This window comes from Pseudomonas sp. 91RF (assembly GCF_003576265.1).
Lineage (GTDB): Bacteria > Pseudomonadota > Gammaproteobacteria > Pseudomonadales > Pseudomonadaceae > Aquipseudomonas > Aquipseudomonas kribbensis.
Genome location: NZ_QWFC01000032.1, coordinates 188,619 through 201,811, shown reverse-complemented (window position 1 = coordinate 201,811; position 13,193 = coordinate 188,619). Strand labels below are relative to the sequence as shown.

Sequence of the window (13,193 nt, the reverse complement as noted above, 5' to 3'; positions counted from 1 at the left end):
GGTAGAATCGCCCACCCTTGCCAGCGCCCCGGAGCGAAGATGGACATCAAGCAGCTGAAATTCCTCATCGCCCTCGACGAAACCCGCCACTTCGGCCAGGCCGCCGCCCGCTGCCACATCACCCAGCCGACCCTGTCGATGCGTCTGCGCAGCCTCGAAGAAGAACTCGATCTGCCGCTGGTCAATCGCGGTCAGCGCTTCGAAGGTTTTACCGCGCCAGGCGAGCGCGTGCTGGCCTGGGCCCGTACCGTACTGGCGGCTTATGACGGCTTGCAGGCGGAAGCGGCAGCCTGTCGCGGCAACCTGATCGGCACCCTGCGCCTGGGGGTCGTGCCGCTGTCGAGTTTCGATCCGCTGCCGCTGATGCAACGCCTGCACACTGCACACCCGGAGCTGCGTTTCGAACTGTCGGCACTGAGCTCCGAGCAGATCCTCGAACAACTGGCGGACAACCGGATCGACATCGGCGTGTCCTATCTGGATCGTCTCGACAACGAACGTTTCGAATCCCTGGCCTTTGACGAAACCCGCATGGGCCTGCTCTACGATCAGCGCTCCTTCAGTTTCGGCGAGCCACCGCTGAGCTGGCAGGCGCTGATCGAACTGCCGCTGGGCATGCTCACCAGCGGCATGCACTTTCGCCAGTCCATAGACCATAACTTCCACAGCCGCGGCCTGACACCGCAGCCACTGTTGCAGACCGACGCCGTGCATCAATTGTTACAAGCTGTGCACGGCGGATTCTGCTGCGCGATCATGCCGCTGGACGGCGGCCTCGAAAGCCTCACCGATCACCTGCGGCTGCAACCTATCGAAAACGCCCAGACCCTCGCCCGACTGGGCCTGATCATGCGCCGTGGCGCCCCGCGTTCGGCGCTGGCCGAGGCCTGTTTCGCGCTGTATCAGAAATCGCCAGCGGCCGCTTGATCGACGGCATCTATCGATAGATCGACACTAGCGATTAGACGCGACAAGTTGCCGCGCCTAGTCTTAACGTTGATCAATCCGTCGGTGATGCCATGAACGCCAAGCGCCCGGCCTGCGCGGCGCCTGCACTCGAAACGCCCGCGCCCGCCGCCAGTCAGACCTACAGCTACAGCGACCTGCCCCTGGCGGAGTCGGCCAGCACCGCGCTGGCCGAGGAAGTCGCCTTGGCGATTGCCTACAACGGCATCAGCCAGGCTGTGATGCTGATGACACCGACCGACCTCGAAGACTTCATCGTCGGCTTCAGCCTCGGCAGCGGCATCATCGAAGACGCCACTGACATTTATGACCTGCAACTGACCGGTTCAGGCTCGGCGCAGTACGCCCAGGTGACCATCGCCAATCGCGCCTTCTGGAACCTCAAGCAGCAACGTCGGCAACTGGCCGGCACCAGCGGTTGCGGCTTGTGCGGTGTGGAGGCGGTGGAACAGGCGTTGCCCGATCTCAAGGTCTTGCCCGGCGCGCCTTTGCCGCCGGTCGAATGGCTCGACGGTCTGCGCCAGCGCATCGGCGCGTTCCAGCCGCTCGGCCAGCATTGTGGCGCGGTGCACGCGGCGGTGTTCATGAATGCCAGCGGTGAATTGCTGCTGGGCCGTGAAGACATCGGCCGACACAACGCTCTCGACAAACTGATCGGTGGCCTGATCCGGCAAAAGATATCCACAACCGGCGGCCTGGCGATTGTCACCAGCCGCTGCAGCCTCGAATTGATCCAGAAAGTCCTGCGCGCCGGGATCCAGACCCTCGTCAGTCTGTCCGCGCCCACCGGCCTCGCCGTGCAATGGGCCCGTCGCCACAACCTCAATCTCATCCACCTGCCGCAGAAAAACGCGCCGCGGGTGTATAGCCCAGAAATGGAGAAACACCCGTGAGCCAACACCATCAAGCCGACCAGAAACCCGTCCCGCGCTACAAACCCTACAAGGGCGCAGCGGGCGGCTGGGGCGCACTGATCAGCGTGGCCCAGGCCTGGTTGACCAGCGACAACGCGCTGAAAAACCTGCGCATGATGCTCAAGACCAACCAGAACGGCGGCTTCGATTGCCCGGGCTGCGCCTGGGGCGATTCGCCGGAAAGCGGCATGGTCAAGTTCTGCGAGAACGGCGCCAAAGCGGTCAACTGGGAAGCAACCAAACGTCGAGTCGATGGCAAGTTCTTCGCCAAACACAGCGTCACCTCGTTGCTGGAGCAGAGCGACTACTGGCTCGAATATCAGGGCCGTCTGACCGAGCCGGTGGTGTATGACGCCGAAACCGATCGCTACAAGCCGATCAGCTGGGATGATGCCTACGCCTTGATCGGTAAACACCTGCAGGCGTTGTCGAGTCCGGACCAGGCCGAGTTCTACACCTCGGGGCGTGCCAGTAACGAAGCGGCGTATCTGTATCAACTGTTCGTCCGCGCTTTCGGCACCAACAACTTCCCCGACTGCTCGAACATGTGCCACGAGGCCAGCGGTGTGGCGCTCGCACAAAGCGTCGGTGTCGGTAAAGGCACCGTGACCTTCGACGATTTCGAACACGCCGATGCGATTTTCGTCTGGGGCCAGAACCCCGGCACCAACCATCCGCGCATGCTCGAACCGCTGCGTGAGGCGGTGAAACGCGGTGCTCAGGTGGTCTGCATCAACCCGCTGAAAGAGCGCGGCCTGGAACGTTTCCAGCACCCGCAGCACCCGATCGAGATGCTCACCAACGGCGACAAGCCAACCAACACCGCGTACTTCCGCCCGGCATTGGGCGGCGACATGGCGGTGCTGCGCGGCATGGCCAAATTCCTGCTGCAATGGGAGCGCGATGCGCAGAAGGCCGGTGCGCCGGCAGTGTTCGATCACGACTTCCTCAATGAACACAGCGTCAACGTCCTGGAATACCTCGGTGTCGTCGATGACACGCCGTGGGAGCAGATCGTCGCGCAGTCCGGCCTGACCCTGGTCGAGATCGAGCAAGCGGCGCGCATGTACGCCAAAGGCAAGAACGTGATCATGTGCTGGGCGATGGGCATCACCCAGCACCGCCACTCGGTGCCGACCATCCAGGAAATCGCCAACCTGATGCTGCTGCGCGGCAACATCGGCAAGCCCGGCGCCGGTCTGTGCCCGGTGCGCGGTCACAGCAACGTGCAGGGCGATCGCACCATGGGCATCAACGAGCGTCCGCCGGTGGCGTTTCTCGATTCCCTGGAGCGTCGATTCCAGTTCAAGGTGCCGCGCCACAACGGGCACAACGTGGTCGAAGCGATTCACGCAATGGCCGAAGGCCGCGCCAAGGTGTTCATCGGTCTGGGCGGCAACTTCGCCCAGGCTACGCCGGACAGCCCGCGCACCTTCCAGGCCCTGCGCAACTGCGACCTGACCGTGCAGATCAGCACCAAGCTCAACCGCAGCCACCTGGCCCACGGCAAGGACGCATTGATCCTGCCGTGCCTGGGCCGTACCGACATCGACATCCAGACCGAAGGCCCGCAAGCCGTCACCGTGGAAGACTCGTTCAGCATGGTGCACGCCTCCAACGGTCAGTTGCAGCCGCTGTCGAACCAGATGCGCTCGGAGCCGTCGATCATCGCCGGCATCGCCGCCGCGACCCTGGGCAGCAAACCGGTGGACTGGAACTGGCTGGTGGCCGACTACCGGCGCATCCGCGAACTGATCGCCGACACCATCCCGGGCTTCAAGGACTTCAACGAGAAGGTCAAGAACCCGGGCGGTTTCTACCTTGGCAACAGCGCCGGCGCGCGCAAGTGGAACACCACGTCGGGCCGGGCCAACTTCAAGCCAAACATGCTGCCCAAGGACCTGATCCACGAGCGCACCCGCGCCACCGGCAAACTGCCGGACCTGATCCTGCAATCGATGCGTTCTCACGATCAGTACAACACCACGATTTATGGTCTCGACGACCGTTATCGCGGTGTGAAGGGACAGCGTGACGTGCTGTTCGCCAACGAGGCAGACATCATTCGCCTGGGCTTCAAACCGGGGCAGAAGGCTGACATCGTGTCGCTGTGGGACGATGGCCGTGAGCGCCGGGTGAAGGGTTTCACGCTGCTGGCGTTCGATATTCCGGCGGGTCAGGCAGCTGCCTACTACCCAGAGGTGAATCCGCTGGTGCCGCTGGAAAGCACCGGGGACGGCAGCCATACGCCGACGTCGAAGTTCATCGCCATTCGTTTGGAAGCGGCGAGCGAGACGGGGCTGATCATGGCCAAGTCGGCCTGATACAAAACTTTTCTACGCCCACAAAAAAGGCCGCTTTTGCATAAAAGCGGCCTTTGTGAAGTAGCTAAAGACCGGCCAAAATCGGTTAAGTTCCATCCAAAAATCAGTAACTTGCATAATTGTATACAGGTCGTGTTATTCGTCGGATTTCGATTGTCAGCCTTGTTACACAGCCTCAGGATCGCGCCGTCATCCCTTTGAGGCTCCTCTATGAAGTTCTCCCAGATTCTCTTGTTGTCCCTTGGCCTGGTCAGTGGCTTCGCTTCTGCCGGAGGCACCACCGAAGCAGGTGTGGGCGGCGCATTGGGCGGGGTTCTTGGCTCGGTCGTCGGTCAGTCTTTGGGCGGCAGCACAGGTTCAACCATTGGCGCGGCCCTGGGCGGCGCGGGTGGTAGCGCGGTTGGCGCCAACAAACACAGCCGTGGCGAAGCCGCCATTGGCGGTGCGCTGGGCGCAGCCGGCGGTAACGTGGTCGGCCGCAGCATGGGCGGCACCACCGGCAGCCTGATCGGCGCCGCAGCAGGTGGCGGCGCCGGTGGCGCGCTGGGTAACTACATGGGCAACGAGAGCAATCGCGAAGACCGTCGTTATGATCGCGGCCGTGATGATCGTCGCTACTACCGTGACTACCACCATGGTCGCGGCCACGCCTACGGCCATCGCAAGCACCACCGCTACTACCGCGACTGAGGCCTGACCTCGTTGCCGGTACAGCCAGATCGCAGCTCCCCCGAGCTGCGATTTTTTTTGCCTGTCAAACCGCCAGCCGCTCCAGCGCTCCGCGCAACCCCGCAGGGATCGCCACCGGCTGATTCGATGCACGATCAACGAACACATGCACGAAACGCCCCGCCGCGCAGGCTTCGCTTTCGTCAGCCTTGAACACCGCCAGCTCGTACTGCACCGAACTGTTACCGAGCTTGCCGACTCGCAGACCGACTTCAATCCGATCCGGAAACGCAATCGAGGCGAAGTAATCGCAAGACGAACTCACCACAAAACCCACCACCTCGCCATCATGAATATCCAGGCCACCCACCTGAATCAGGTAGGTGTTAACGGCCGTATCGAAAAAGCTGTAGTAGGTGACGTTATTGACGTGACCGTAGGCATCGTTGTCGTGCCAGCGCGTGGTGATCGGCTGGAAATGCGGGTAATCGGCGCGTTGCGGCATCGGGTTGGACATCAGTGTCGATTCCTTGAGTGATCGGCCCAGTCTAAAGGTAAAAACCTTTTCCTCGCGCCGCCAGCTCGCCAATCAGTTGCGCCGGCCGCCATTGATCACCTTGCCGCGTTTCCAGCGCCAGCAACCGCTTGTGAATGTCTGCCAGCCCCTGATCATCCGCCCAGGCCATCGGCCCGCCTCTCTCTGCCGGGAAGCCATAGCCGTTCAGGTAAACCTGATCGATGTCATGGGCCGACTCGGCAATCCCTTCCTGCAGGATTTTCGCGCCCTCGTTGACCAACGCCAGAAGGCAACGCTCAAGGATCTCCTCGGAGCCGATGTCACGGCGATGAAACCCCAGACCTTCGCTAACGCTCAACACTAGCGCGTCGACCTCGGGGTCATGCTCGGCCTGACGACTGCCCGGTTCATAGTGGTAATAGCCGTTACCGGATTTCTGCCCGAACCGCCCCAGCTCGCACAAACGGTTATCCACCTGGACCTCTGGCGCGTCCTGGCCCTTGCCGGCCAGCTCCCGGGCACGCCACTCCAGATCGATGCCAACCACGTCGTACATGCGAAACGGCCCCATGGCAAAACCGAAGCCCTGCAACGTCGCGTCGATCTGCTGTGGCCAGGCCCCTTCGAGCAGCATCTTGCGCGCCTCGAGCACGTAAGGATGAAGCATGCGGTTGCCGATGAAACCGTGACAGTTGCCCGACACCACACTGACCTTGCCCATGCGCTTGCCCAGCTCGAGCGCCGCTTCCAGCACGGCTGGCGAGGTTCGCGCGCCACGGACGATTTCCAGCAATTTCATGATGTGCGCCGGACTGAAAAAATGCAGGCCCAGCACTTGAGTCGGCCGTCGTGTCGCGGCGGCAATTGCATCAATGTCCAGCGCCGAGGTATTGCTCGCCAGCAGCGCTTCCGGCTTCAGCAAGCCATCGAGCTCACGGAAGATCTTCTGCTTGAGCTCGAGATTCTCGTACACCGCTTCGATCACCAGATCGACATTGCGGATCGCCACATAATCCGCCGCCGTGCTGACCCGGGCGATTCGCGCATCGGCCTCGATCTGATCGATCCGCCCCTGACGCACGTTGTGCGCATAGGTATCGGCCACCGTCTTCAGCGCCTGCTCGAGCATCTGCGGATTGTTGTCGACCCATTGCACTGAAACGCCGGCATTGGCCAGGCACATGACAATGCCGCGGCCCATGGTGCCGGCGCCGATCACGGCGGCCTGGCGGATTTCGAAGGATGTCTGGCTCATGTTGTTCTCTTGTTGGAGATCCAAAGACAGCATTCACCATAGTCAGCCACCGGGCATTTTTGAAGTTTATTGCCGTGATGATCGACATTCAGCGGATGGATTCGCCGCTTCAGAGATGCGCCTGAGCCCACGTCCGAACACTCGCGTAGGGATACTCCTCAAGCGCCGCATACCCGGCAATCGTCCGCGCCTTGAGCCTGGTGAACAGCGGCACACTGATCCCGCACAGAAACCGCGTCAGCCGCTCCGCCGAAGGCGCACTTCCGGTCTGTTGCTCGTGCCTGTGGATAAAATCGCCACACAAGGCCGGGAAACTTTTATCCACAAGCGCCGGCAATTCCGGAGGTGACGGCAACCGGGCAACTTGCCCGTGACACACCGAGCAATGCCCGCACTGCTCGGGGGCATTGTGATCGCCGAAATACTCCGCCAGTCGATAGCCCAGGCAGCGCTCGGTCGCGAACAGCTCGAGCATCGCGTGAATCCGCGCCACTTCGGCCTGTTCGTGGCAGAAGAAGTAATCATGCAGCTCGCCGCTCAAGACCTGGCTGTCGAAGTTGCTGTGCAGCACGTTGTAGACCTCGGTCATCTGCTTGCTTTCCAGCTCGACCCAGCCCTTCTCCTGGAAGTAATCCAGCGCCTTCACCACGCGGTTACGCTCAGCGGAATGTTGCGTGTACATCGCCTCGAAATTCACCGTGGCCCAGGTCCGTGCGCGGCTCGAGGTCTTGATGATCGCTGCGACGAAATCCCTGCGCTCACCCTCGAAACGCTCAAGCAACACCTCGGGCTCCAGCAGGTACTTGAAGCGGTATTCGGCGTAATACGCGTAGCGCGGGGCAATCAGCCCTCGCAACTCCAGTTGCACCAGCAACGTCTTCAATGGCAGCGCACGGATGTTGCTCTGATCCGCCAGCGGCCCGAGCAAAAACTCCCACTGACCTTCAGGTGCAGCGGCCTGCAATTCATCCAGTACATGACGAATGCCGTCGCGCTCCGGCGTGTCGCCGTAGACGAAGTTTTCCAGCACATTGAGGCTGTCGCGGTTAGCCAGCACCAGGCAGTCGGACGGTTGCCCGTCACGCCCGGCGCGGCCGATTTCCTGGCTGTAGTTTTCGATGGATTTGGGCAGGTCGAAATGCACCACGTTGCGGATGTCGCTCTTGTCGATGCCCATGCCGAACGCGATGGTGGCGACGATGCAATTGGACTGCCCGCCCATGAAGCGCTTCTGGATCGCGTCCCGTTGTTCGTGAGGCAGCCCGGCGTGGTAAGCCTCGGCCTGAATGCCATTGCGCCCCAGATGTTCGGCGATGTGTTCGGCGGTTTTCTGCAGGGTGACGTAGACGATGCTCGGCTGGCCCGCCCGCTCGGCCATCCATTGCACCAGCCGTCGCCGCTTGTCCTCACCGCGCACCGGCTCCACCAGCAGATTGAGGTTGGGCCGATAGAAACCCGTGGTCACTACGTCTTCGGCGGCGATAGCGAATTTCGTCTGCATGTCGGCGATGACTTTCGGCGTTGCCGTGGCGGTCAGCAACAGGGTCTGCGGGATGTTGAACTGGCGCTGGTAGTCCGGCAGCTTGAGGTAGTCGGGCCGGAAGTTGTGGCCCCATTCGGAGATGCAGTGCGCCTCATCCACCACCAGCAACGAGATCGGCACCTGCTGCAAAAAATTGCGAAAGCGCTCGTTTTTCAGGCGCTCAACGGAAATCATCAGGATCTTCAGCTCGCCCGAACGGGCACGGGACATTACATCGTTGGCGTCTTCGCGGCTTTGTGCCGAGTCGATGCTCCCCGCTGAAATGCCGTGACGACGCAAGAATTCGAGCTGGTCCTGCATCAGCGCCAGCAACGGCGAGACCACCAGCGTCAGGTGTGGCAACAGCAGCGCCGGCACCTGGTAACAAAGGGATTTACCGGAGCCGGTGGGAAAGATCGCTGCCGCCGAGCGCCCGGCCAACACAGCGCTGATTGCCGCTTCCTGACCGGGTCGAAATTGTGGATAACCGAAAACCTGTTCCAGGGTGTTGTGCATTCGCTGTCACTCCGTTGACCGCTGTGATGCCAACAGCCTAGCGGGCGATCGCAGCGAATCGAGAAAAGGTCGGGGGGCAAATCGATACGGGATGATACAGCGTCGGCGGCCACGCCACGGGATCAAACAAATGAAACACTTTGTTCATCGCCGCGTGAATCGAACCAAGGGTAATGTCCGTCACGCCTCGAGCCAGGACGGCCGATGCCCATGGATTTTTATCAAGGAGTGAACATGTCGAACCGTTTGAAACTGCCCTTTGCCCTGATCTTTGCATCCCTGTTACTGAGTGGATGTACGCCCTCTCCCGACAACTTCCCACCGCCGTGGGCGTCCGCCGTGACAACGGGTGAAACCTCTTCGGCCTGACACCCGCAAAAGCAACGTCAGGGCCGCAGGACGGCCACCCGCAGTTGCTCATCCAGTACCCGCTCATGCACGTCCAGGCTCTTGCTTGCCCATTGTGCATGGGCCGGGCTGATATCACCGGTGAATGCTGCCGCCAGCTGGCGCAGATCGGCGACGCTGCGCACCCGCGGGCAAAACGCCTGTTCGTCGCAATTCTGACTGGCGTTGCGATAGTTAGTGAGCAAGCGATCCCACAGACCGTCGCGCACTTGCCGGATCGACTTGAGCTGCATCTGCTGCACGCCCAATCGTTGCTTGAGTCCCGTTTCGTCCAGCGCTTCGCTGGCCAACAGGGCCTTGCCGAAGATCAGCACTTGCGCGCGGGAAGCCGTATCGATGTCGTCCCGAGTGGTGAGCGCGTCCGGCCAGCCGCTTCGTTCCAGATTGGCAAGCGCCAACCCGTTGGCCGTATCGGAGGCCACTGCCACGCGACAACCACTGGCCCACAGCAAAATGATCGAGGCCATTCGTAGCCACTGCATATCTAATTCCCTTTAAGCGTGTGTCGGACATCTGGAAACGCCCTACGGATTCTGGCGCGCACCATACAGAGGTTTAACGGGAATCACCCGACAAACACGTGGGAAATTTCGCTGATCAGGGTTTGGCTGTGAAAAAGCTTGGAAAACGCGTAGGGCAAATGCCCGAACCCCGGAAAAACCCCTACGATTTCTGTCCATCGTGGCTGTCTTGTTCCGCTCGAGGGCGTCCTTCTATAGTGGCCGGCGCGACTGAAAGCACTGTGTCGGCCCACCGAAGCGACTTCGTAAAGGACTCACCCGATCATGACCCCGTTCAAACCGCTAAACTCCCGATACCGCGCACTCACGACCAGCTATAACGAAACGCCCGTGCTGGTCATTGATACCGAGGCGAGCCACCGCGATCTCCTCGATGCCGCCGATCAGCGACTGCGTGCAGCCAACAACCTGCTGGAAACTCTTTACTGCCTGTGTTTCAAACAGGCCGATGTAAAGGACATCCCCAACATCGTCAATGTGCTTTATTTATTGACGCAGGACGGCTGTGACTTGCTGGAAGTTGCCAGACAACGAACAAACAACTAACGCTGCCGCCCAAACTTACAAAGTTCGCAACAACCCTTCGCTTCCATGACTGCAAAGTTCAGAACTAACCTGTTTGCTCTTTCATCAACCCAGAGCAACAACATGACTACGCTGACTATTTTCTTTTGCGGTACGGGGTCCACAAAGTTTGATAATACCCACGAAAATTATTGGGATGGCGAACTGGTTTCCACACTTGCTTCCCATCACGCCGGTCGCGAATTTGCCGAATGGATCGTGGTCGATGGCCCCGGCACCAGCAACCTGCAGGCCGATGACCTGTTCACCAAATCCAAGGACTATGGCCTCAGCGGAACCCTGTTCGGCAAGGGCTGGGAGGAAAACGTCCAGCACGCGATGAACATCATCAAAGGCAAATGCGACTGGCAGCGCGAGCAGTTGACCGAAGCGGAATACAACCGCCTCAAGGCTGCGGGCATTCCGATTGAAGATGTAAAGGTCGAAGGTTCCTGGATGTGGCGTAAATACAACTATGGCGAACGCAGCATCACACAACAGAAGTTACAGGAACAAATCATTAAAACGTTCCGCAAGGATGGTGTAATTCCAACAAAGGTCAATCTGGTGGGCTGGAGCCGTGGCGGCATTAGTTGCCATATGCTGGCCAATGCCATGTTCAATGACAGTGCGCTGAAAAACATTCCAGTCAATATCTTTGCCATTGATCCTGTGCCCGGTATCGGTAACTTTCAGGAACACCGGGTAAAGCTCAATTACAACGTCAAAGAATACGTGGGCTTTTATGCTCGGGACGAATGCTCCAAGGGTTTCAGCTGCGTCATTCCGCAAACCGCGACCGGCACCAAAACCAGCATTTTCCCCATGCCAGGTCGTCACGCCACCCTGGTCGGCAATGCTTCGGCCGATGGCGTCAGCGGTCCGAAGGTTGTGGCCGAACCTGGCCTGATCGTCCGTCACTTTGCAGAAGTCTGCCTGAAACGCTGGGGCGCCGTGCTCGACAAGAACCTCAACCTTACTGACGCCGACCTTCGTAACCACGCCGCCACCATCGCCAACGCGGCAGCGAAATACAAGGCCATGGAGAAGTGCTCCTACACCTGGTTCACCGAACTGGACCAAGGTGAACGTTACGTGTCGCTGGGCAGCAAGGGCGTCCCGTTCTCGACGGTGAAAGGCACGATCTACACCCCGGCGACCGGGCTGACGACGAGTGTGCTGGATGTTGAGGGGTATCGGGCGATTCGTTGAAAACCGTGATTGATCTGTAGGAACTACCTGCTCGAATCTGCATCCAGTTCCTACAGGCAGCGGCGCCTTGTCTTCTATCGGCGCCGGTGGGCCGAAACCTATAGTTGTGACTGTCGCTGCCAATTCAGCGGCCCGGGCTTGGTCACCCGATTGGATCATGCATTCGCGTCCGCTGTATGCTGCCGGCACTCAATTGCCAGCAGCGTTGTGGTGGCTGTGTTTGGGACGCTTTCGAGCGTGCCGGGTATGTGCATGATCCTCACCGGTTGACCAACCCGAACACAGTCGCCTCCAGTCGCTTGGTCACGATTTGGTGGCTTCATTCGAAGCAATTGAGGATCTAAAAAATGAAATCATGGAACGAGCTCCACTCCGATCGCTACCGTCCACTCGACTCCAACCTCACCGACACCAAGCCCCTGGTCATCGACACCGATGCCAACCCGCAAGACATCCTCGAATGCGCCGTCCAGCGCCTGCGTGCTTCCAGCGACCTGCTGCAAACCCTCTACTGCCTCTGCTTCAAACACGCCGACGTCGAAGACATCCCGCACATCACCCACGCCCTCTACCTGCTGACCAAAGACGGCTGCGACCTGCTGCAAGCCGCCCAGCAGAAAATGCTCAGCTGGAAAGCCCCGGCCTGAAGATGAGTGATCGAATCGCTCTCACGCATTACCTGAGAGCGATCTGAAAAACAGCAATCAAACAATGAAGATTCTCGTGAGCAATTTTTTTGATGAGCTGATGGAAAGCGTCAAACAGGCAGATGAAATCTTTCGCCGCGAGCACCGAACCGACTACCAATCGAGTATCGATGGATTTCCCAAAGAACCCCATCAACCCAATGACAGGCAACACATATGTAAGCATCGAAAATCCCGACAGATCCGGGAACACGATTGCGCTACACTGGAACCCAGCACAAAGAGGCATATGACATGAGCGAGTTGACGTTCCAGCAAAAACAGGCTTATTACGACAAGGTCCGCCGGTCCAACTATCTGGCTAGTCTGCGGCTTGAAGGCTTTGACACCACCCGTGCCGACGCTGAAAAACCGCTTCCTTCGCGGGAATCGGTTATCGAAAAATATCGTCAAAACGGCCGTTAATGGTGGACAAGTACGGGGTTGGGCAAGACCCTTATTGTTACCCCGGCACTGATGTTTTGCGTAATTTGCTCAACATCCATTGTGAAGAACGGCTTCAAAAAGCAGAGCGAGAGCTCTCTGAAATCGCAATCAGCCGATTTCATCTTCTCCCCCCTCCTTATGACCTCAGCCGCTTGCAGCACGTCCATGAAGTGCTTTTTTGCGACGTCTATGATTGGGCTGGACTGCTGCGTACCGTTAACATCCAAAAAGGCGAAACATTTTTTTGCACGGCGGAGAGGATCCTCCCGGAAGCTCACAAAATTTTTCTCTCTATGGAACGCTCCGCATGGTTCGAGGGGCTGGAAAGATCAGATCTCGTAGTAAAAGTTGCCGAAGCCTACGGCGATCTGAACGTCATTCATCCTTTTCGCGAAGGCAATGGTCGTGCCCAACGCATTCTTTTTGAGCACATCATCATCAATGCTGGTTTTGCAGTAGATTGGTGGTTGATCAAGGATGAAGCCTGGATTCCGGCAAACATCGATGCTGTGGCATGCGATTACCGGGGCCTTGAGGCAATTTTTGATCGCTGCATTGGCGAAAAGCTTGCATCTTAAGTAGCAAAATTCTGGCAGTTCACACTGTTTCGTACGGAAATACTGGTACTTACTCGATAACTGAACACCCACAAAAAAGCCGCCCTCAAGAGGC

Annotated in this window: 13 protein-coding genes; 9 read left to right on the top strand and 4 right to left on the bottom strand. The window is 59.2% G+C overall.

What is annotated here, in order from left to right:
* The first annotated feature begins 39 nt into the window (after window positions 1-39).
* The 4 genes from DXT77_RS17945 (at window position 40) to DXT77_RS17930 (ending at window position 4,894) form a co-directional block, all read left to right on the top strand.
* Window positions 40-927 (top strand): LysR family transcriptional regulator, encoded by an 888-nt coding sequence (locus DXT77_RS17945; RefSeq protein WP_119428626.1) that lies wholly within the window; start codon window positions 40-42, stop codon window positions 925-927.
* A 92-nt stretch (window positions 928-1,019) separates the two neighbouring features.
* Entirely contained in the window at window positions 1,020-1,859 is an 840-nt protein-coding gene (fdhD, locus tag DXT77_RS17940) for a formate dehydrogenase accessory sulfurtransferase FdhD (RefSeq protein ID WP_119428625.1), read from the top strand.
* Entirely contained in the window at window positions 1,856-4,204 is a 2,349-nt protein-coding gene (locus DXT77_RS17935) for an FdhF/YdeP family oxidoreductase (RefSeq protein ID WP_119428624.1), read from the top strand. The genes fdhD and DXT77_RS17935 overlap by 4 nt, the downstream gene beginning before the upstream one ends.
* Window positions 4,205-4,414: 210 nt before the next feature.
* Complete coding sequence (locus tag DXT77_RS17930; RefSeq protein WP_085712724.1) at window positions 4,415-4,894, top strand: glycine zipper domain-containing protein; 480 nt, start codon at window positions 4,415-4,417, stop codon at window positions 4,892-4,894.
* Window positions 4,895-4,958: 64 nt separating this feature from the next.
* Here DXT77_RS17930 and DXT77_RS17925 read toward each other — a convergent pair whose 3' ends face one another.
* The 4 genes from DXT77_RS17925 to DXT77_RS17910 form a co-directional block, all read right to left on the bottom strand.
* A complete protein-coding gene (locus tag DXT77_RS17925; protein ID WP_158593099.1) occupies window positions 4,959-5,390 on the bottom strand; it encodes a thioesterase family protein in 432 nt (143 codons plus the stop codon).
* Between the two features lie 31 nt (window positions 5,391-5,421).
* Entirely contained in the window at window positions 5,422-6,645 is a 1,224-nt protein-coding gene (locus DXT77_RS17920; protein WP_119428623.1) for a 3-hydroxyacyl-CoA dehydrogenase, read from the bottom strand.
* A 109-nt stretch (window positions 6,646-6,754) separates the two neighbouring features.
* The gene (locus tag DXT77_RS17915; RefSeq protein ID WP_119428622.1) at window positions 6,755-8,683 is read right to left on the bottom strand and encodes an ATP-dependent DNA helicase RecQ; all 1,929 of its coding nucleotides are present in this window, start codon (window positions 8,681-8,683) and stop codon (window positions 6,755-6,757) included.
* Between the two features lie 386 nt (window positions 8,684-9,069).
* Complete coding sequence (locus tag DXT77_RS17910; RefSeq protein ID WP_119428621.1) at window positions 9,070-9,573, bottom strand: polysaccharide deacetylase; 504 nt, start codon at window positions 9,571-9,573, stop codon at window positions 9,070-9,072.
* A 303-nt stretch (window positions 9,574-9,876) separates the two neighbouring features.
* Here DXT77_RS17910 and DXT77_RS17905 point away from each other — a divergent pair, with 303 nt between their 5' ends.
* The 5 genes from DXT77_RS17905 to DXT77_RS17880 all read left to right on the top strand — a co-directional run bounded on the left by DXT77_RS17905 (window position 9,877) and on the right by DXT77_RS17880 (window position 13,099).
* Window positions 9,877-10,158: a hypothetical protein gene (locus tag DXT77_RS17905; RefSeq protein WP_119428620.1), complete on the top strand. Its 282-nt coding sequence runs from the start codon at window positions 9,877-9,879 to the stop codon at window positions 10,156-10,158.
* Between the two features lie 102 nt (window positions 10,159-10,260).
* Window positions 10,261-11,388, top strand: a complete 1,128-nt coding sequence (locus DXT77_RS17900; protein WP_119428619.1) for a hypothetical protein — start codon at window positions 10,261-10,263, stop codon at window positions 11,386-11,388.
* Window positions 11,389-11,735: 347 nt separating this feature from the next.
* Window positions 11,736-12,035: a hypothetical protein gene (locus DXT77_RS17895; protein ID WP_119428618.1), complete on the top strand. Its 300-nt coding sequence runs from the start codon at window positions 11,736-11,738 to the stop codon at window positions 12,033-12,035.
* A gap of 294 nt (window positions 12,036-12,329) precedes the next feature.
* Window positions 12,330-12,500, top strand: a complete 171-nt coding sequence (locus tag DXT77_RS17885; RefSeq protein ID WP_096821911.1) for a YhfG family protein — start codon at window positions 12,330-12,332, stop codon at window positions 12,498-12,500.
* Window positions 12,500-13,099: a Fic family protein gene (locus DXT77_RS17880; RefSeq protein ID WP_119428616.1), complete on the top strand. Its 600-nt coding sequence runs from the start codon at window positions 12,500-12,502 to the stop codon at window positions 13,097-13,099. Before DXT77_RS17885 ends, DXT77_RS17880 begins: the two co-directional genes overlap by 1 nt.
* Window positions 13,100-13,193: the final 94 nt, after the last annotated feature.